General features: G+C 42.7%; 20 protein-coding genes, 1 pseudogene and 1 riboswitch. Of the genes and pseudogenes, 7 read left to right on the plus strand and 14 right to left on the minus strand.

Translation table 11 applies throughout. From position 1 onward, the window contains the following. Positions 1-51: 51 nt before the first annotated feature. On the minus strand, positions 52-1,038 hold the full coding sequence (locus R7Q11_RS01210; RefSeq protein ID WP_005373712.1) for a LacI family DNA-binding transcriptional regulator: 987 nt from the start codon (positions 1,036-1,038) through the stop codon (positions 52-54). 235 nt (positions 1,039-1,273) lie between these two features. Between R7Q11_RS01210 and R7Q11_RS01215 the strand changes: the two genes are divergently transcribed. The 3 genes from R7Q11_RS01215 (at position 1,274) to R7Q11_RS01225 (ending at position 5,288) form a co-directional block, all read left to right on the plus strand. Next, positions 1,274-2,713, plus strand: a complete 1,440-nt coding sequence (locus tag R7Q11_RS01215; RefSeq protein WP_213879778.1) for a sucrose-specific PTS transporter subunit IIBC — start codon at positions 1,274-1,276, stop codon at positions 2,711-2,713. A gap of 165 nt (positions 2,714-2,878) precedes the next feature. Continuing rightward, positions 2,879-3,802 carry an aminoimidazole riboside kinase gene (locus R7Q11_RS01220; RefSeq protein ID WP_054577739.1) on the plus strand — a complete coding sequence of 308 codons (924 nt, stop codon included), beginning with the start codon at positions 2,879-2,881 and terminating at the stop codon, positions 3,800-3,802. A 31-nt stretch (positions 3,803-3,833) separates the two neighbouring features. Next, complete coding sequence (locus tag R7Q11_RS01225) at positions 3,834-5,288, plus strand: sucrose-6-phosphate hydrolase (RefSeq protein WP_225466120.1); 1,455 nt, start codon at positions 3,834-3,836, stop codon at positions 5,286-5,288. Between the two features lie 64 nt (positions 5,289-5,352). Here the strand turns inward: R7Q11_RS01225 and R7Q11_RS01230 are convergent. Continuing rightward, positions 5,353-5,472, minus strand: a pseudogene (locus R7Q11_RS01230) (dihydrofolate reductase); the annotation flags it as partial. A 253-nt stretch (positions 5,473-5,725) separates the two neighbouring features. On the opposite strand from R7Q11_RS01230, the gene yghU reads away from it, so the two are divergent. The 3 genes from yghU to R7Q11_RS01245 all read left to right on the plus strand — a co-directional run bounded on the left by yghU (position 5,726) and on the right by R7Q11_RS01245 (position 9,557). Further along, a complete protein-coding gene (gene yghU / locus R7Q11_RS01235; RefSeq protein WP_053349291.1) occupies positions 5,726-6,583 on the plus strand; it encodes a glutathione-dependent disulfide-bond oxidoreductase in 858 nt (285 codons plus the stop codon). Between the two features lie 1,184 nt (positions 6,584-7,767). Further along, complete coding sequence (locus R7Q11_RS01240; protein ID WP_017819852.1) at positions 7,768-8,937, plus strand: D-alanyl-D-alanine carboxypeptidase family protein; 1,170 nt, start codon at positions 7,768-7,770, stop codon at positions 8,935-8,937. Between the two features lie 212 nt (positions 8,938-9,149). After that, entirely contained in the window at positions 9,150-9,557 is a 408-nt protein-coding gene (locus R7Q11_RS01245) for an SPOR domain-containing protein (protein WP_005373701.1), read from the plus strand. 50 nt (positions 9,558-9,607) lie between these two features. Here R7Q11_RS01245 and R7Q11_RS01250 read toward each other — a convergent pair whose 3' ends face one another. The 5 genes from R7Q11_RS01250 to R7Q11_RS01270 all read right to left on the minus strand — a co-directional run bounded on the left by R7Q11_RS01250 (position 9,608) and on the right by R7Q11_RS01270 (position 12,500). Beyond that, positions 9,608-10,081 carry a peroxiredoxin gene (locus R7Q11_RS01250; RefSeq protein ID WP_005373699.1) on the minus strand — a complete coding sequence of 158 codons (474 nt, stop codon included), beginning with the start codon at positions 10,079-10,081 and terminating at the stop codon, positions 9,608-9,610. A 125-nt stretch (positions 10,082-10,206) separates the two neighbouring features. Continuing rightward, positions 10,207-11,223: an adenosine deaminase gene (locus tag R7Q11_RS01255; RefSeq protein WP_005373696.1), complete on the minus strand. Its 1,017-nt coding sequence runs from the start codon at positions 11,221-11,223 to the stop codon at positions 10,207-10,209. 89 nt (positions 11,224-11,312) lie between these two features. Then, a riboswitch (purine riboswitch) is annotated at positions 11,313-11,412 on the minus strand. A 237-nt stretch (positions 11,413-11,649) separates the two neighbouring features. Next, complete coding sequence (locus R7Q11_RS01260) at positions 11,650-11,790, minus strand: PA3496 family putative envelope integrity protein (protein WP_017633782.1); 141 nt, start codon at positions 11,788-11,790, stop codon at positions 11,650-11,652. Positions 11,791-11,840: 50 nt separating this feature from the next. Then, a complete protein-coding gene (locus tag R7Q11_RS01265; protein WP_005373692.1) occupies positions 11,841-12,050 on the minus strand; it encodes a hypothetical protein in 210 nt (69 codons plus the stop codon). Positions 12,051-12,290: 240 nt separating this feature from the next. Beyond that, complete coding sequence (locus R7Q11_RS01270; protein ID WP_005373691.1) at positions 12,291-12,500, minus strand: cold-shock protein; 210 nt, start codon at positions 12,498-12,500, stop codon at positions 12,291-12,293. Positions 12,501-12,901: 401 nt separating this feature from the next. Between R7Q11_RS01270 and R7Q11_RS01275 the strand changes: the two genes are divergently transcribed. Beyond that, positions 12,902-13,750: a pirin family protein gene (locus R7Q11_RS01275; RefSeq protein WP_054574573.1), complete on the plus strand. Its 849-nt coding sequence runs from the start codon at positions 12,902-12,904 to the stop codon at positions 13,748-13,750. A gap of 142 nt (positions 13,751-13,892) precedes the next feature. On the opposite strand, the gene R7Q11_RS01280 is transcribed toward R7Q11_RS01275, so the two are convergent. The 7 genes from R7Q11_RS01280 to R7Q11_RS01310 all read right to left on the minus strand — a co-directional run bounded on the left by R7Q11_RS01280 (position 13,893) and on the right by R7Q11_RS01310 (position 20,284). Beyond that, entirely contained in the window at positions 13,893-14,741 is an 849-nt protein-coding gene (locus tag R7Q11_RS01280; protein ID WP_025767954.1) for a patatin family protein, read from the minus strand. A gap of 253 nt (positions 14,742-14,994) precedes the next feature. Beyond that, positions 14,995-15,333, minus strand: coding sequence for a hypothetical protein (locus R7Q11_RS01285; protein ID WP_054577746.1), 339 nt, complete (start codon positions 15,331-15,333; stop codon positions 14,995-14,997). Between the two features lie 691 nt (positions 15,334-16,024). After that, the gene (locus R7Q11_RS01290) at positions 16,025-16,456 is read right to left on the minus strand and encodes a YccF domain-containing protein (RefSeq protein ID WP_005373685.1); all 432 of its coding nucleotides are present in this window, start codon (positions 16,454-16,456) and stop codon (positions 16,025-16,027) included. Between the two features lie 218 nt (positions 16,457-16,674). Further along, positions 16,675-17,607, minus strand: coding sequence for a Gfo/Idh/MocA family protein (locus R7Q11_RS01295; protein ID WP_225466121.1), 933 nt, complete (start codon positions 17,605-17,607; stop codon positions 16,675-16,677). A 123-nt stretch (positions 17,608-17,730) separates the two neighbouring features. Further along, entirely contained in the window at positions 17,731-19,386 is a 1,656-nt protein-coding gene (locus R7Q11_RS01300) for a phosphoethanolamine transferase (protein WP_005373681.1), read from the minus strand. Positions 19,387-19,407: 21 nt separating this feature from the next. Beyond that, complete coding sequence (locus tag R7Q11_RS01305; protein ID WP_017635149.1) at positions 19,408-19,764, minus strand: diacylglycerol kinase; 357 nt, start codon at positions 19,762-19,764, stop codon at positions 19,408-19,410. 127 nt (positions 19,765-19,891) lie between these two features. Continuing rightward, positions 19,892-20,284 carry a glycine zipper family protein gene (locus R7Q11_RS01310; protein ID WP_005373677.1) on the minus strand — a complete coding sequence of 131 codons (393 nt, stop codon included), beginning with the start codon at positions 20,282-20,284 and terminating at the stop codon, positions 19,892-19,894. Positions 20,285-20,365 lie beyond the last annotated feature (81 nt).

The raw sequence follows: 20,365 nt of genomic DNA on the forward strand, positions 1-20,365 counted from the left end.
GACAAAGAGTAATAAGAAAAGCGCCAACTGATTTCAGTTGGCGCTTTTTCATTAACAGGACTGACGCTCAATTGTTTTGAAGGTTAGTACCATCTTACTCATTTCAAAACTTCTGTTGGCAATTCTATCTAGTAGCAGTTTCGCACCATTTTCACCCGCTTTATCAAATGCATAGTTAAATGTTGATAAGGTTGGGGTACACACTGATGCGAGCTCATCATCACCAACTCCTAGCACTAAAACGTCTTTACCCGGTGTTAACCCGAGCTCTTGAATCGCTCTCATCGCACCGATAGCAATACGGTCTGTCGCACAGAACAAGCCATCTAGCTTAGGGTTCTTTGTTAAGTGTTGTTTTGCCAATGAATAGCCAGAATCGATGGTAAAGTCACCACGAGCATGGAAGGCGATCTCAAAACCATGGTGTTGCAGCGCTTGAACAAATCCTTCAGAGCGTTGCTTATCTACCGCGATATCGTCACCTTGCACGCCAATAAAACCCATGGTTTGGCAACCTTTTGCAACCAGTCTATTTCCCGCTTCAAACCCTACTCGTGCGTCATCATGAATGATGCTTGGAATATTAAACATGGAACCATCTTGACCGACGAGCACAACTGGAACGGCTGAGTTTTGAATTGCTTTTACCAGCTTGGAATCGAGGTGGGTGGCGTAAAGAATGATCCCTTCAACCCGTTTTTGGTTAAAGATCTGAATGTATTCCAGTTCTTTTTCGTGGGCTTGGTGAGTGCTAGCAAGTAAGACATGTTTCCCTGCTTTTTCAAGGACATCGGTTAATCCATCGACACCTTGGGATGTGGCATGAGAGGAAACCCGAGGAACAATGACACCAACCAGATTGGTCTTTTGAGATTTTAGATCTTTAGCGACTTGGTTTGGCACATAGCCACACTCCGCTACTGCTTGGCGGACTTTCAGTTTTGTCGCTTCTTTTACGCCATATTCATCGTTTATAACCCGTGACACTGTTGATTTTGATACGCCAGCCAGACGGGCGACATCATGCAGACTCGCCATTGTTCCTATCCATTCTGTTTTTCGTTTTTGGGATTGTTTGCAAAGAGAAGATGAAAAGCTCTTTGATAAGTAGCGATTCTAACCTCCTATACTGCTCTTAGGGAGAGAATTTGACGATCATTCTCACATTCTCTCTGCTTTATCTTTGATCATTTGGTTTTATTGAGCAAAAATCTGTTTTGCAAACGTTCCCGAAGATTTCGCAAGCTCAGATAATAATCCAATGGGGTATGAAATGAATTATCCGGCAGTAGCAAAAGAGTTGTTAACTCTATTAGGTGGTAAAAGCAACATCACCGCACTTGCGCATTGTGCGACACGCTTACGCCTTGCCGTTGCAGATGAGCAAAAAATAGATGAACAAGCGATTGATAGCCTTGAAGGAGTAAAAGGGCAGTTCAAAGTTGCGGGTCAGTACCAAATCATTTTTGGATCTGGCATCGTAAACCAAGTTTATGCAGAAATGGCGAAGTTGACGGGGATGAGTGAAATGTCCACCAACGACGTTGCGTCTGCTGGCGCAGAGAAACAAAACATTGTTCAGCGCGCGGTGAAAGGGCTGTCTGATATTTTCGTTCCAATCATTCCAGCAATCGTCGCTGGTGGTTTGTTGATGGGTATCTATAACCTATTGACTGCTCAAGGCTTGTTCATTGATGGCAAATCTTTGATTGATGCCAACCCAGGACTGACAGACTTGGCGAACATGATCAACACGTTTGCGAACGCGCCGTTTGTTTACCTGCCTATTCTGCTGGCATTTTCAGCCAGTAAGAAGTTTGGCGGTAACCCATATTTAGGGGCGGCGCTAGGTATGTTGATGGTTCACCCTGACTTGCTGAATGGTTGGGGATTCGGCGGCGCATCTGTGTCTGGCAACATTCCGGTTTGGAATATTCTTGGCTTTGAAATCCAAAAAGTGGGCTACCAAGGTTCGGTGTTACCGGTTTTGGTATCGGCATTCATTCTTGCGAAGGTTGAGCTAGGCTTACGTAAAGTCATACCTTCTGTTTTAGACAACCTTTTAACGCCATTACTGGCGATTTTCATAGCGGGTTTGCTGACGTTTACTGTCGTCGGTCCGTTCACGCGTGATATTGGTTTCCTATTGGGTGATGGTCTGAACTGGCTATACAACACTGCTGGCTTTGTTGGTGGTGCGGTATTTGGTCTTATTTATGCTCCGTTTGTTATTACTGGTATGCATCACAGCTTCATTGCGATTGAAACTCAACTTCTTGCGGATATTGCGACGACGGGCGGCACCTTTATCTTTCCTATTGCGGCGATGTCTAACGTTTCTCAAGGAGCGGCAGCGTTGGCGGTGGGCGTGATGAGCAAAGATAAGAAGATGAAAGGTATTGCGATTCCATCTGGTGTTACGGGTTTGCTAGGTATTACAGAACCGGCTATGTTTGGTGTTAACTTAAAACTACGTTACCCATTTATTGCGGCAGTTTGCGCTGCGGCGTTATCAAGTGCGTTCATCACAATGTTTAATGTGAAAGCTCAGGCATTGGGCGCAGCTGGTCTTCCAGGCATCATTTCCATTACGCCAGAGAAGATTGGGTACTCCATCGCGGGTATGGTGATCGCGTTCTTGACCGCATTTGTTCTCACCATTGTTCTTGGTATGCGTGACCGCGCTAAAGTCGGTAGAAAAGCAGCGGCTTAATCTGAACTCCTTAGGGGTGGAGTCCCCCAAAATCCACTTCTTTTCCTAAATGTTTGGGGTGCTAGCCAAGCACTAATGGCTTGGCTAGCCTTTTTCAATTTTTACTTGGTAGTGAAGGTGTTCAACACGTTGGACTATCAGGGCTTTAATTTCAAGGTAAGCAAGATGAATCAAGTGTGGGTAACTGGTGATGCTGTTGTCGATCTAATACCGGAATCTGAGACTTCTTTACTCAAATGTCCCGGTGGTGCACCAGCGAATGTCGCCGTAGCTATTGCTCGTCTATCTGGTAAGAGTGCGTTTTTTGGACGTGTAGGTGATGACCCATTTGGTCGATTCATGCAATCAACGCTCGATCAAGAGGGCGTGAGCACGGAGTTTCTCGTTAAAGATCCTGAGCAAAGAACATCAACAGTGGTGGTGGATTTAGACGAGCAAGGTGAGCGCAGCTTTACGTTTATGGTAAAACCGAGCGCTGATCAGTTTATGTCTGTTGAAGACATCCCTAACTTTAAGCAAGGTGATTGGCTGCATGTCTGCTCGATTTCACTGGCAAATGAGCCAAGTCGAAGCAGCACATTTGAGGCGATCAAAAGAGTAAAAGCCGCTGGTGGTTTCATTAGCTTTGACCCTAACTTGCGTGATGAAGTGTGGCAAGATCAATCAGAAATCCAAGCTGTCGTGATGAAGGCTGTAGCGATGGCCGATGTGGTTAAGTTCTCTGAAGAAGAGCTTTTGTTCTTAACTGACTCAACATCGATGGCGCAAGGTTTACAACAAATAGCCGCTTTGAATATTGCTTTGGTCTTGGTGACACAAGGTGCGAAAGGTGTTTGGCGCGTCTTTGAAAGTCAGAGTGAACTGATCACAGGTCAAGTCGTTAGTCCGATTGATACCACAGGTGCGGGTGATGCTTTTGTCGGAGGGCTACTGGCATGCCTGTCTAGGTATGACGATTGGAAAAATCATCCTGTTGTTAGCTCTGCGATTCAATGGGCAAATGGCTGTGGTGCATTAGCGACGACGCAAAAAGGCGCAATGACCGCGCTTCCGACCCAGACAGAATTGCTGCAATTTATTGGGCAATGATCTCCAGATCCAATTTCAGTTGAGAAAAATTATGAGCTTAAACAACCGTTGGACTGTAGAGCAAAGATATCGCCGACTTGAGCAAATCCCTCAGTGTGATATCGAAGAAATGACACTTTCACGTCAGCAAGATAAAGGCTTTCCTAGTTTTCATATCGCCCCTAGATTTGGGCTGTTAAATGACCCAAATGGGTTGTGCTATTTCAATGGTGAGCACCACATCTTTTACCAGTGGACGCCTGTGGGACCAGTCCATGGAATGAAGTATTGGTACCACCTTTCTACTAAAGACTTCATCCATTTTACTGATCATGGTGTGGGTCTTCATCCCGACCAAGACTACGATTCACATGGTGTCTATTCGGGCGGTGCTTTGGTGGAAAACAACAAGGCTTTGCTGTTTTTTACTGGTAATAAGCGTGACCAAAACTGGAATCGAATTCCAGCACAGTGCTTTGCCACCATGGATTCAGATGGCAACATTGAAAAGCATGGTGTGGTCATTGAGAACGAACATTACACGGAGCACTTTCGTGATCCAAAAGTTTGGAAGAAAGGCGACGACTATTTGATGGTGGTGGGTGCTCAAACCAAAACTGAGCATGGTTCAATGGCGCTCTATCAAAGCAAAGATTTGAAAACGTGGCAGCATAAAGGTCCTATCAAGACCAAGTTTTCTGACCTTGGGTACATGTGGGAGTGTCCTGATTTCTTTGAGATTAATGGTCAATCGGTGATGCTGTTTTCTCCACAGGGCGTGAGCAGTAATAATCCTTATGATTTCAAAAACATCTATTCTGTTGCGTATATCGTGGGTGATCAGTTGAACCTAGAGTCGATGATTTTAGAAAACCACCAAGATATTTTGCAGCCAGATTATGGGTTTGATTTCTACGCCCCACAAACCTATTTAGATGAGAATGGGCGTCGCATTCTTATTGCATGGATAGGGTTGCCAGAAATCGACACACCATCGGTCACACACCAGTGGGCAGGAATGTTGTCTCTTCCTAGAGAACTAACGTTGAAAGATGGTTTTCTTGTTCAAGCTCCGCTCCCTGAGCTGAAGAGTTTAAGAAAAGAAGAGGTGGTCTTTGCACAATCCCATACACTGGAAAGCACAAGTTGTTTGATCCAATTAGACCTTGAGGGCGATGGCTTTGAACTTGAGCTGAGTAACCTCAAAGGTGACAACATCGTCTTTAGTGCGACAGAGCACGAGTTTATGCTGGACCGTCGTCACATGTCTCATTTGTACGCAGAAGAATTTGGTAGCATTCGAAAAGCACCAAGATTGGACGCTAAGCAGACGATTGATATATATATCGACAATTCTGTCATCGAGATTTTCGTTAATGGTGGCAAACACACGATGACCAGTCGTTTCTTTATTGATGACCTGAATACGGTAACGTTGAGAGGGTTGGAGCAAGCAAGGCTTTTCCCTTTGAAAGGTATTTCTGGTTTGTTTGAATCAGCTAAGTAACGGTTTCGAATACATTAAAACGCCCTTCATTGATTTAGTGAAGGGCGTTTTTCTTTCTAACTATCTAACTTAACTGCCTATCACGCACGTAAGTTGTTTGAACTAAGGTATCCAGAACAACTTCATTCTTGGTGACTTTGAAGTTTAGCGGTTGTTCTAAATCCCCAAATAGAGGTGCGCCGCCGAGTGTAGCTTACTCATCGTTGGCATCTCGAACCTAGTTCACATTATCGCGACGTTTTTACTTATAGCGTGAAAGAAAATCCCATAACCAAAGGTTCTAACTAAAAGAGATTGCAGGACTTTTATTTAGCGAATTCGACCTAATATCTTGAGTATGCCTAATCGCAGTTGGCGAAGAGGTGATGTTAATAATGCTTGCTGGCGCGTAAGACCCGTCAGTTTGAAGATGCATTCAAACACAATAAGGGAAAACAATGGCTAACGAATACATTCCACCAAAAGTTTGGACAAACGATAATGAAAACGGCGGTCAGTGGGCGAGCATCAACCGTCCGGATTCTGGCGCACGTCATGAGCAAGAGCTTCCAATTGGTGAGCACCCATTCCAACTTTACTCAATGGGTACCCCAAATGGTCAGAAAGTGACGATCATGTTTGAAGAGCTTTTGGCGGCTGGCGTAACGGCAGCAGAATACGATGCATACCTGATTAAGATTGGCGATGGCGACCAGTTTGGCTCTGGCTTTGTGGCTGTTAACCCAAACTCTAAAATTCCGGCATTGGTTGACCGTTCGGGTTCTGAGCCAGTGAACGTGTTTGAATCTGGCAACATCTTGTTTTATCTAGCAGAGAAGTTTGATCATTTCTTACCAAAAGAAGGCGCTAAGCGTGCTGAGGTAATGAACTGGTTATTCTGGCTGCAAGGTTCTGCGCCATATCTAGGCGGTGGTTTTGGTCACTTCTACGCGTACGCACCAGAGAAGTTCGAGTACCCAATCAACCGCTTTACAATGGAAGCAAAACGTCAGTTAGATGTATTAGACAAGCGTCTTGCGAACAATGAATTCCTAGGTGGCGATGAGTACAGCATCGCTGATATCGCAACATGGCCATGGTACGGCAACCTTGTGTTGGGTCGTGCTTACGATGCGGCTGAATTCTTAGACGTAGAAAGCTACAAAAACGTTGTGCGTTGGGCAAAAGTAATTGATGAGCGTGAAGCGGTAAAACGTGGTCGAATTGTGAACCGTTCATGGGGTGAAGAATGGGAGCAGTTACCTGAGCGCCACAGCGCAGAAGATATTGATAAAGTATTGAAACTTAAACCATAAGCAATCTTGGCCTAGCTACGTCAAATGAGTTTAGTTTTATCTATGCTTATACAGTGACCTTAATCAAATCTATAGCGCACCATATACGGTGCGCTATTTTTATTCTCATTTAGTCTCGAAATGCTAATTTATATCACCTCTTGAAGAGCATTTAGTTCGTAGATGAATCTTTAATGTATTTATATATTATGATGCAAAACAAAGCTCATATTTCCATGTTAAATATGGACTGGTCATACTGCTTTCTAATAATTAAATTATTTAAAAATTATAAACTGATTTTATATCCATTATAAATAAAATTAATGATAATTAATATTTGACATAACCTCTAAATTTATGTGGAATATGCGAGTTGATTTGTTTTGAAGAAATAAAATTAATTTCTAGTACTTTTATTTAAGACAAGCTTAGCTTTTAGCGATGTTTAATTATTAATGCTTATATCATGAAAGAGGATATGTATGATGTCGTCGTTTGAGTCGTACTGGGTTGGGATACGTCAAAGAATAGCCGAACAAACCGAAGGTAACCGCAGTTTAAAGTCTCTAGTCATTAAAAAGCAGCGTGTGAACTTAAATAACAGTGGGTTATCCTTTCGCGCTAAGTCCGGATGCCTTATTCCTCACTGTTATACCAAGTTCTCTGATGAGATAAACCTAAAAACATCGAAAAAATCGTCTCTTAGTTTTAAGAAAGGAAAGCTGTATTTTTCTCCGATTTAATAATAAATGAAATTTACATAAATTATAATATTAGGTTTTTAAATTTATCGATAATTAATTACAATTTTATGATGCGTTTTCAATATGTTCTCTTGGTAAGTAATTAACTGGACTTATTGTTGGTTGTTTTTGTTGTTTCCTATTTAGATATGGATAAAAGCTCAACTACTTTTCCTATACCAACTTACTCCCTGAATTGACTTGCGCGCTTTTTCTCTCCTCTCAAAAAAACATAGCGTTACGGAATTATTTTCGCTCCTGTTTCATTCTTCAAGACGAAAGCTCTACCTACCTCTCATTATTTTCGACAAACATTGAGTAAAAGTAACCAATCGTAACAAGGTGGCTGTAACTGAGCGCCGTTTCAATATACTCGTTTTTTAACTAGGTAATCCCGCGCTTTGAATTCATTCGGGTACCGTTTGTAAGCCTTAAATGCTACTAAGATAAGATGTCATGATGAGAAAAAGTACTATATTACACACAGTGTTAATTACAGGGTTCGCTGCTGTATCCTCGTTGGCTTATGCTGCGCCTTCAGTTGTGCCAAATGCGCCGGAACTCAGTTCTCGTGGTTATGTTTTGATGGACTTCCATACGGGGAAAGTACTGGTTGAACGTGATGCCCACAAACGTTTAAACCCCGCGAGTTTAACGAAGTTGATGACTGCTTATGTAGCTGGTCAAGAAATTAATACAGGCAATATTACGTTGAATGATGAGGTTGTCATCAGCCGAAATGCTTGGGCAAAAAATTTCCCAGATTCTTCAAAAATGTTTATTGAAGTCAATACTTCCGTTTCTTTGTCTGACTTATACCGTGGTCTGATTGTTCAATCTGGTAACGATGCCAGTGTCGCTATTGCTGAGCATGTTGCGGGAAGTGAATCAGGGTTTGTGAGTTTGATGAATAGTTGGGCCGCCAAGCTTGAATTGTCTAACACGGCATTCACCAACCCTCACGGCCTAGACAGTGACGGTTTATATTCGACACCTTATGATATTGCCAAGTTGGGCCAAGCGATTATTCGTGACTTACCTGATATCTATCCGCTGTATAGCGAAACCTCGTTTACTTACAATGGCATCACTCAATACAACCGTAATGGCTTGCTTCGTGATCGTAGTATGAATGTCGATGGCATGAAAACTGGTTATACAAGCGGCGCGGGTTATAGTCTAGCGACTTCTGCAACACAAGGTGATATGCGTTTGATTGCCGTAGTGATGGGAGCGAAGAGTGAGAATGTTCGTGAATCAGAAAGCAAGCAGCTGTTGAGTTATGGCTTCCGCTTTTACGATACGGTAATGCCGACTGAGGCGGGTGCGGAACTTGCGAAAGCTCGAGTTTGGATGGGCGAAAAAGACGAGCTTACTGTCGGCGTAGCTAACGATGTTTATCTCACTTTGCCAAAAGGAGATGTAAAAAATCTGCAAGCGGAAGTTGAATACAACGGTGATTTAGTTGCGCCAATTTCTGAGCAACAAGTGGTTGGTAAAGTGCTTTACAAAGTCGACGGTAAGGTCGTAAATGAAGCCGAGCTCGTTGCATTGGAGTCCGTGGAGGAAGGCAGTTTATTCAAGCGAATTTTAGACTGGTTTAAGCAATTGGTCGCTAGCTGGTTCTAAACAGTAGCGAACTTCTGTCTATATCACTCTATCTTGTTAATGTTCTATTAAATCAATTTACTAAGGCGACCAACGTGGTCGCCTTACGTTTTTGGAATACTCGTTGCGTTAAAACACAGGCCCTCTTGTAAGGGTGTGTTTTTACCTGACCAAGAGCGTTTTGTGTTTTTGGGTGCGAGAGAAAAGAAACTAGAACAAGAATGGAGTGACACGTGCACAAGATTTTATCTTTGACATTGATTTTATCGCTCATGGGCTGCGCTATGCCTTACCAGCAGGAGGTCGATAGCGGCCAATGTGTTGGAGTCATGACCTCTCAGGATGCATATGGTTATTTAAACCCAAACCATTACACGATGCAGGTACTCGCGCTAAAGCAAGAAAAAGATGTGAAAGATTATATTCGCTATATCGATCCTAAGCATCCGGTTTGGGTTAACTGGAAAAACAGCCGAGGCACGCGTTGGTATACGGTAACTGTTGGTGATTTTAAAACGAAGCAGGATGCCTACAATGCGCTTTCTTCATTACCAAGCCGTGTAAAGCAGTCATCCCCGTTTGTGCTGACTTTTGCGGAAATGCAGCGTAAGCAACAAACGAGTGTTGTGAGAATGCGTTAACCAACAAAAAACGGAAGCGATGGCTTCCGTTTTTGTATTTAGGAGTAAGCTTAAAGCGCCGCTAAAATCGTTTCTGCTTTGCTTGCTTCAAACTCTTTTGGCTCTTCAACGTTTAGCTTAGTCACTGTGCCGTTTTCAATGATCATTGCGTAACGTTGTGAGCGAATACCACCAAAGCCGCCTGTATCCATTTCAAGACCTAATGCTTTAGTAAAGCTAGCGTCGCCATCACCCAACATCAAAATCTCAGAAGCGTTTTGAGCTTCGCCCCACGCTTGCATCACAAATGCATCGTTTACAGAAACGCACGCAATTAAATCAACACCTTTTGCCTTTAGCTCATCAGCTAATACCACATAGCCTGGTAGATGGGCTTCTGAACAGGTAGGGGTGAATGCGCCAGGTACAGCAAAGAGTACGACTTTCTTGTTCGCAAACAGTTCTGTAACGTCGTGGTTCACCATACCATCGGCAGTCAACTCACTTAGAGTTGCAACTGGTAGAGCTTGGCCTTGTTGAATCATGATTCTATTCCTTTTTGTGTGCTAGTTTAGCTTTCTCAGTCTAGCGTTTATAAATGCGGTTAACCACAGAGTTTTTGTAGGGTTTTAATACCTACGCGTTTGACCTAAGGCGTGGCACTATGCCTTTATTGCAACGCTTCGTGCTGGTTTACGTATTGGCTAACAAGGTGACGATATTTCGCCTTTAACTCGTTATCGATAAAGCTGGCATCAATCGCGTTCATTGTAAATTGGGCAAGTTCACTCTTACTCATTGGATGTGCGTTGTTGACGGCCAGAAAGTTATCCGTCATGTAGCCACCAAAGTACACAGGATCGTCTGAGTTAATCGTTACGGCGACACCTTTTCGTAGCAAATCCACAATATTGTGATCTTTCATATCGTCGAATACACATAGCTTAAGATTCGATAACGGACACACTGTCAGTGGCATTTGGCTTTCGATTAAGGATTCAACTAATGCTTCATCATCAACACAGCGAACACCGTGATCCACGCGGCTCACGTAAAGCATTTCAATTGCATCGCTAATATTTTGTGCGGGGCCTTCTTCACCTGCGTGAGCAACGGTAAGTAAGCCTTCTTCTACTGCTTGTTTAAATACGCGCTTGAATTTAGCTGGCGGATGACCTTGTTCTGAAGAATCTAGTCCAACACCAATGATCTTATCACGGTGTTTCAGAATAGCCTGTAGGGTCTCTATGGCGCTCTCTTCTGAAAGGTGACGGAGAAAACACGCAATAATTTGCGAGGTAATGCCAAGTTTTTCGTGACCATCTTTTAGCGCACGAGCGATTCCATTGATAACAGTGTCAAAGTCTATGCCGCGTTCTGTGTGTGTTTGAGGGTCAAAAAAGATTTCGGTATGAACAACGTTGTCTTCTTTACAGTGCAGTAAGTATTCCCAAGTGAGATCGTAAAAATCTTGCTCCGTACGCAGAACTCCCGCTCCTTGGTAATAGAGGTCGAGAAATGATTGTAAGTCTGTGAACTGATATGCGCTGCGTAGTTCACTCGGAGAAGAGTAAGGGATCTCGATGCCGTTTCGTTTTGCTAATTTGAATAAGAGTTCCGGCTCAAGTGAACCTTCGATATGTAAGTGCAGCTCTACTTTTGGAAGACCTTGAATAAATGCGTTCATATTCCACCTTATGTGTATTGTGGATGCAGTTACTCTAAGAATAGGTATAGATAGAAATAAATCGAACGCTATCACAAAGAGTAAGACCCACGATGATCTCAACTCTTCGTAATCAGCACTTTGCGGGAACTGGTAGAGACCCCCAAACCATATCATTGGGGTTATACGAAGCAAACGAGAGGGATTATACGCAAAAATATCGCTTTGGCTATACGCAAATAACCTAACTGTCATTAGTCACGGGTTTTCCTGTGAGCGAAACGACTATTTGCAAGTCACTTGAGTATAGAGGAGCCAGTTGTTTTTGCGTGTGTGAGAGGCACGTGTAATTAGAAGAGTAGTCTAAAAGAGTGGAGATTCGTTTGAGCAAAGGTAGGTGGCGGTACCTTGCACAACGATAAAGGCAGAGAAAGCACTAGAGAGCATTTATAGATCGAATAACTTATCAAATTCTCTTTGTTCCATAATGTCTTCTATGCGGCGTCGAGTTTTCTGCTTTACCGCCGCCGCGTTTTGTTCAGACTCTTTTTTGTCTTTTTCTGACTGCTTCTTACTTTTTCTAGCCATTGGATACCTTCCAAATTAGTTGCATTATCCATTAATGCATGAAAACTGAATCAGTTAACAGTAAAACTTCCTAACTTTGAACCTGAATCACAGAGAATAGTTCCAGATTGCGTTTTCTCACAATATTCAAAATCGATCATGAAGCTATGAGAAAGAAGTTTCGGTAATACGTGCCTTCGTAAAATATCACCATTTAATTGATGTATTTTAGCGTTCCAAGAGGTTTGAGGTTGTTCTAAATTAAATTCAATTTCTAACATTTATTCTCCTGTTTTTTAGTGATTTTCTCTTTGTTAAGTAATTGATACCAATGCCTTTGACGGCCAGTTCTTTTTGAGGACATGATTTTTCCTATAAATAATAAATTAAGCAGTACTATTCAGTTTATTTTAGATAGCACAAAGCAATGCCTAAAATTAGGCTGAGTGATTGATGAAAGAATATTTTTGAAGGAGAGAGGTTTGGTGCAGCATGGGCATGCTACACCAAGAAAAGCAGTCTTATAGAGGAGTTACTTCAGTCGCTTGAGGACCTTTTTTACCTTGCTCTACATTGAAGCTTACTTTCTGACCTTCAGTCAGTGTTTTGAAACCGTCAGAAACGATAGCGTTAAAGTGTACGAATACATCTTGGCCGCCGTTGTCTTGAGATAGAAAACCGAAGCCTTTAGTTTCGTTAAACCATTTTACTGAACCAGTTACTTTAGACATAAAAATACCTTTGAATTAAACATTAAAATTATGATTTGTTTTGTGGATCTTTTCTAAGCTATTGAATGTTCAATCAAGAGGAAGTTGTACGCAGGTGTCTGAATTGGGGATTCAAGATTTTACTGAGAGGAAACTTAAACTAAATGTTGCATTAACAGCTCTCTTCTAAGAGCCAAGGCACACTATACACCTTGTTTAGAAAATAGCTACATTTATTTTAGATAAATTAAATGTGCTCATTATTAACTCGATAAATTGTATTGTTCGAAAAAGTTGAATAAGTAGAACGAATAGTATGGCTCATAATTTTAGCTCATCAACCTAAAATAGAACCTTATAGATAGCCATAGATTAAACATGCGATTTGCAAGCGGTCACAAAGATAAACTAGGAGAACTAGTATGAGTACATTCAGAGAAATTCGTCAGCTTATTCCTGCGCAACCTACTGCTGATGGTGATGGAGTGAAAATTCGCCGAGTAGCGGGTTTCAATCATGCTAGTTTTTCTCCATTTTTGATGATGGATGAACTCAAATCAGAAGACCGCGCTGACTATATCGGCGGTTTCCCTCCGCATCCGCACCGAGGTATTGAGACGCTTACTTATATGTTGAAAGGTCATTTCCAGCATCGTGATCATATGGATAATGTTGGTGAGCTTCGTTCCGGTGGTGCACAGTGGATGGCGGCAGGAAGAGGCGTCATCCATAGCGAAATGCCTATTATGAAGGAAGGCGAATTGCATGGTTTCCAAATTTGGATTAACCAGCCTGCGAAAAATAAGATGCAGCCAGCTCAATATCATGACTTTCAACCTGAAACGATCACTGAGTTTGATACTCCGAATACGGGGGTTGTACGTTTGATTGCGGGTCATATGACTATAAACAACGAACGAATTCAGGGGCCGCTAACAGAGACAGGTGTTGCTGCCACGGTAGCCGATTGGAGAGCGATGGGGGGGCAAGCTTTGAATTTGAACACGGATCAAGACAACAACATGATGCTCTATGTCTATAAAGGTCGTATTCAATTAAAAGGTCGTGAGATCAATCAAGGCGAAATGGCCATTTTCTCGAAAGGTGAATGGGTTGAATTGCAGGCCGAAAAAGAGAGTGGTGCACTGATCTTTATTGGTGAGCCAATTAATGAACCCGTGGTGCATTATGGCCCTTTTGTCATGAATAGCATGGAAGAGATAGAACAAGCCATCCAAGATTACAACTCTGGGTTGTTTGAAACTTACTAGTTTGGACTGCCTACTCGCTTTTTCAGTTAGCGAGCAAATTAAAACAGTTTTGAGCCTGAATATTGGGCTCGACCAGAAGCAAATACGATAATCCACTGCCATCGAATTTGCGTTAGCCACGTTTAATCCACGTGGCTTTTTTCTACTTCTGACTCCATCGTATGATGGCTTCCTTTCCTGCTTCAATTCCTAACTCATAAGCATGACGCAGTGGTGCTGGCGATCGACTCAGCCGTTTCAACTTGAATGTTTCAGGAGGACACACTTGAATGATTTCGATACCAGGTGGTGGGTTGTTGATCAGCGCTAAGGTCTGATTGTAGCGAACTTCACGTGTCAACATAGGTTCAATTAATCCGGGCGTTTCTTTCAACATCCTCCTAGTTAGGGCGCTGAATTTTCCTCTTGGCTTTTGATAGCTTGCGGGCTGACTGCGTAAAACCATAATCTTTTTGGCTCCTCGCTTTATTGCTTCTGCAACAGGAAGTGCGTCTGAGACGCCACCATCAACGTATTGAATTCCGTTCAGTGATACGCCATTTCGGTAAAGTACAGGCAGTGCGCTGCTGGCTTTCATTGTTTCTGCCAAGTCGTCGATATCAGGAAGGTGGTACTCCGCTTGCCCATTGTCTTGACGCGTCACGCCTAAAAAGAAAGGTCGTGAATCAGCTTTGAGCGCAGATTTATCGATGCCAAGTTCTTCGAGGGTGACATTCCACATCCAGTCTAAGTTCATCATATCACCACCACGTAGAAGTTGAGATGGAGAGATAAATTCTTTTCTTAAGCTGTAATCGAGGTAGATTTTTAAGTTACGTCCGGGCATTTTAGCTAAGTAGGCAGCCAAGTTGCTAGCACCCGCAGACACTCCCCAAAAGCTATCAAATGGAGAGAACTCGCTAGCAAGAAAATGATCGAGTATGCCGCATGAAAATACGCCTCGCATGGCTCCACCTTCGACAATCAATGCTCGAGAGCCTACTTTTTCCATCACTTCGCTCCACTCTTTATCAATCGGATAATAGCGTGCAGCTTAACGCATAATGGTTTTATACCCAAGTGGGCCAAAGGTCTAGGTTGCGTTCCTTTGAATAAAAAGGGCATCGATGGATGCCCTTGTCACTTTTAGCCTATGGAATTGCGGGTAATTGAGTCGCTAATTTAGTGAAGGAGAGCCGACTAGCCCCCTTACATAGAGCCATACCTGTAGTCCCATACTGATCGTTGTTGGAATAGTTTGATGATCACTTGTTAAATAGGCATACAAACACTATCCAGAGCGTTGTAAGCAAAAGTAATGGGGTGAATACTTTCTGGATAGAAGCGCCATCCGTTAAATTGTAAATTTTGATGGATTCATTATAAAACGCTCGTTTGAATTCTTTGAAGCTAATGTCGCTCTTCGCATGCGACTGTTCATAGTGCTGGTGCGCTGCGTCCGATAGTCGGTATTCCAAGTCTTGGAGCTCGTACTCCTTGTTAAAAAACGCATCCCAAGCCGAAAGGCGGGCTATCGTTTTAGGAGATGGATCCCCATTTAGTTTCTCTAGACGCTTAGCATAAGCTGCTTGATATTTATCCACGGTATATTCCTGTCTGAATAGACGTTGAGTTAGAACATATGTAAAAAGAAAAATAAGTAATAAAAGGTTTTTTACGTTCTATACCTGTGATAAATGCTAAAAAGTTCAATGCTCTAGCACTCCGATGTCGCAAATGATATTGATGGAATTGCTCTGCGACAAATAAAATAATTACTCTAGATAACAACGAATTTTTGTTGTTTTTTAAAAAAACTGATCATGAGATTGAGTGGGGAGTTTTACCGAGAAGAATTTCGCTACTGTAACTGTCTATATTTACTCAAAAAGAGAAAATCTTAGAAGCTTTCTTTGATTGATGTGAGATATTTTAGGTCGAAAAGCATTAATTTTGGCTATGCTTATAGTTCGTCTTTTTTGTTGTTGAACTCTACTTCGAGGGGGAAAGAACCCATATTTCGAGCATAGGATAGCTCGCTTTTTCGTTACGTCGTTCTTGGAGTTTGAATCAGTGACGACGCTATGAGTCTAGCATCTTGAACTCACTTGGGTGTATTGATTAATTATAAAAGTAAAGCAGTGCTGAGCTAGGATAAACTTCAACGTAAAGGTGACGGTATGAATATACAATCAGCCATTATTGAATATGCGATAGCGATTATAGGCTTACTTTTGACGGGCGTTACCCTCTGAGCATGACTGCCCAGAGGATAGAAAGCGCATTAGCTTTTTGCTAACGATTGATGTTGTATCGAGCCATTGCAGCCTCTTCTGACGATACAACCGTTTTACCAATTGGTGCGAGTGAAATAACCGCTAGCTTGAGGTGTTGGAGCGCAAACGGAATGCCGATTATGGTGACAAAGCATGCTGCGGCAGAAAGTACGTGACCGATAGCTAACCAAAGGCCTGCAAATACAAACCAAAGGACGTTACCAATAACGCCGAGCGGACTCGTGCCAATGTCCATTTCATTGGTCAATTCATCGCGTGAGATGGCCTCTTTACCGAATGGGAAAAAGGAAAAATTACCCATAACGATACACGCACGCCCCCAAGGTATTCCGATGATGCTAATAAAGGCCAAAATACCAAAAAACCACCATAGCAACCCCATAAATACGCCACCAAATACAAACCAAATGATGTTACCAAGTGTTCTCATTCTATTTCCTTTATTCTTGAATGTGATGATTCAGATACCTGAGAGCACCGTAAAACAAATCTAAACCGTCTGTTTTGTCAATGTGTGCTTTTGTGCCCTCATTCACCTGATTGATAGAATAATCGCCGTAGTCTTAACAGAGAATGAATGCCTTCCTTAATGCAAGTCTTTTTAGTATAGAGCGTAATACTCAATCAAGCATATAGCCAAGAATCGCATTATCTAGAGACAACTTTCTCGAGACATTGACAAATTTGCTCTGCCAATCGATGGCTGGCAATGTTGCGTGTTACTACTTCATCAGCAATATTTCCAGACTCAACGACGCCAAACCAATCGAGCAACATCGAATGGAAACCTTTACTCGTCAGCATTGGCGTCCAGTCTTTCAAATTGATTTTTTGCTCTTGGTTAGCTTGCCATAGTTTGCCTTCAACGAAGGAGTCGAACTCAACTGCCTTGTTTGCATAACAAGCTTGAACGCGCTCTGTAGTGATACCGAAGTGGCGATTCATCGAGGCGTGGAGCAAAGTATTTCCATGTTGCCACTGAATATCTAAACGCGCCAACTGACCACCTTCAAGTTGATGAGTTACATAAGCATCTTTTAGATCGGCTTTGGCTGTGACGTTAACGCTGTCTAATGGGTGAATAAAATCATCAAATATAAAGGTACGAACATCCCCCGGTAGTTGGTGACGGTTCTTTTCCCAGCGTAGCGACTTTAAGTCAGATATGTTGCCTTGCTGCACTTGTGGCATATGTTGGTTGTAAAGTGGAATGTGACGACGGTTAAAGCCCACATAGAGTGGCTGTCTCTCTTTTTCGGCAATGTCGTACAGCTTTTCCACGTCATCAGCACTATTCGCTAATGGTTTGTCGACAAAGGTTGGAATTCCATGCTGCAGAAAAAATGCCGCTATTTGAGGGTGTACGCTTGTTGCCGCATGAATCATGACGGCATCGACGCCAAAGTGCAGAAGTTGCTGGTAGTCTTGGCAGATCTCTGAGATTCGATACTGCTTAGCCAGGCTCTCAAGTGTGTTTGGGTTGCGGGTACAAAATACAAGTTCGATATTTGGAAGCTGAGTGATAACAGGAAGGTACGCTTTCTGAGCGATATCCCCTAGACCAATAATACCAATTTTCATCCTAGTCCTTATCTCGATGTATGGATCGCGGACTGTCAGTATAACGCTTGGCGTGGCGATGAGTTTAAATACCTTGTTAGAAAAAGCCTGGTTCACACTTTGAGCCAGGCTTTATTGAATGATTTAGGAAACGGCTCGGCAGGCTTTGAATATATCTAACTTGCTATCGTAGGCTTGAGTTTGTACATCCATAATGCCTAATAAAGAGTGGAACACGTTATCATGTGAGTATTGGCCTGCATTCTGTGCTTGTTTATACAAACAGTCGGTATTGATCTGCTTCGCTTGTTTAAAGCCCGAAGACAGCCACATAATCAAAGGAACACGTTTTTGGAAATCTGGTGCAAGGCCATAAGGCATACCATGTAAGAACAATCCGTTTTCGCCTAGTGACTCACCGTGATCCGATATGTAAATTAGCGCGGTATTATACTCAGACTCTAACGCTTTAAGTTTTTTGATGGTTTCTGCCAATACAAGATCGGTGTAGCGTATTGTATTGTCATATGTGTTCACTATTTGTTCGATGCTACAGTTTTCGATGTCTGCACGTGGACAGTCTGGTTTAAAGAAGGCGTTGTCTCTTGGGTAACGCTGAAAGTAGGTCGGACCGTGGCTTCCTATAAGGTGCATGGCGACCACTCGGTTACCGTGCATATCCGCGACTTCCTGATCAAAATGATCTAATAGCGCCATGTCGTAACAAGTTTGGCCATTACACATAGGGTTTACTTGCTTTCGATCCACTTCAATTTTCTTGATCTTGTGGGCTACTTCTTTATCCCCACCGTCATTTTCTTTCCAAATGAGGTCAACCCCAGCGCGCAGCATTATATCGAGAGCATTGTCCTGGTTATCCGCTTTGGTGCGTTCAAACTCGTTTCGCGTGAGCTGTGAAAACATACAAGGCACAGATACAGCAGTCGCGGTGCCACAAGACGCGACGTCTTGAAATGAGATAACATCCAGTTTACTAGTATAAGGGTTTGTCTCTCGTGTATAGCCATTGAGTTGGTAGTTCTGCGTTCGAGCGGTTTCTCCTACGACAAAAACCAGTAGTGTTGGTTTGCGCTGTGCTTGCTGTACGGCGCTATCTGACTGCTTTGCATCTGTGCCGATTTCTCGATATGGCTCTGGCGTGGTGAAATATTTCTCCTTCACATACCCGGTCGCGCTGTAAACGAACTGGGTGGGTATGATGATTTTTTTTAGGTGGCTATTGTTGCGCCCTACAGATGCGTAGTCTTGATAGTACACGCTGGCAATGACGGCGATGACAGCTAGCGACGACAGCATCGATACTAATTTGGTAACAGAGAAGTACAGTAATTGGTGACGTTGAGATTGCAGCTTGACCTTAAAGATAATTATCGCTGGGATAACTCCCATAATCAGCGTCCAAATTACAGAGTGAGCACTCAGGTAAGAACTCGCCTCGCTCGAATCGGTTTCAACAATATTGGCAATCATTCCAGAATCGAAAAGTGTGCCATAGTTATAGCTTGCGTAGCTCACCATACTTGAAACAATGATTAAAATTATAAAGAACGGCTTGCCGATCCAAGGCCAACTAAATAAATTAAAAAGGAAATTGAGCGCGGCAAGAAAGAAAATTGGTATTGTGATAATAAATCCAATCTTGACATTATCTAAGTGTGTAAAGATGCCGATCAGTTCTTTATAAATAGGGATGTTTACGACGAGAGCGAAATACAGCGCCAACAGGAAAGTAAAGGTAACGTAAGAGATACCTCTCTGTTGTAAATCATGTGTCTTCATAATGAGTGTCTTGAATAAAAATTAGAGCAAGAACGAAGCCCAAATAAAAAGGGCAAGAGTTAACGCAACAAATACTGCTGCTGAACCAATATCTTTGGCTCTACCACTGAGCTCGTGCCAGTCATCGCTAACACGGTCGACAACCGCTTCTACGGCGGAATTAATGAGTTCGACGATCAATACCAAGAACAGGCTACTGATCATCAGCACTCTTTCGTATGTGGTGACAGGAAGGAAAAAAGCACAGACGGAAAGCACCAAGGCGAGAATCAATTCTTGTCTAAAAGCGGCTTCGTGTGTCCATGCGGCTTTCAATCCTTGAAATGAATAGCCGGTCGCATCCATGACACGGCGTATACCTGTTTTACCTGGCTTCAAAATATGACCTTACTATTTAAGCATTGGGATGGAACACATATCCCAGAGAGGTAACGAGATTAATCGTTACAGCGTGAAACATTTGTGAATAGAATCCATCGCGCGATAATTTAAGAAAAGTGCTTATTTAATCAAGATCGTAGACGGTATAGCCTTTGTTCTGGAGACATTTACGCAATACGAGAGATTGGGTTTTGGTTGAATCATTTGTTCCACTCAAAGCACCAGCTCCAGCTCCTACAGCACCGCCGGCAGCAGCACCGACAGCCGCTCCACCTAATCCGTCTTCTAGCGCACCAGCAGCTGCGCCGATCAATGCGCCTGTAACTGCCCCATTAGTGGCTTCAGATTTCGCTGCCTCTGATTTGTCGACATTTTCTGCATAGCCTTGGCAGTAAAGAAAGTCTTGTTCATATGTACTAGGGTCAACATTGGTCATGTCGACGACAGGTTTTTGGTTGTAGGCGCAAGCTGTAAGCGTAGAAGTAAGCGCCATAATCAGGATAAAAGATTTATACATGAGTACTATCCATTTAGTGTGTGAATCTTATGGATTAAATGTACACTGTTTTATTGTTGGGCTCTGTCGCTTGAGTGTATT

Source organism: Vibrio sp. 970, from assembly GCF_033339075.1.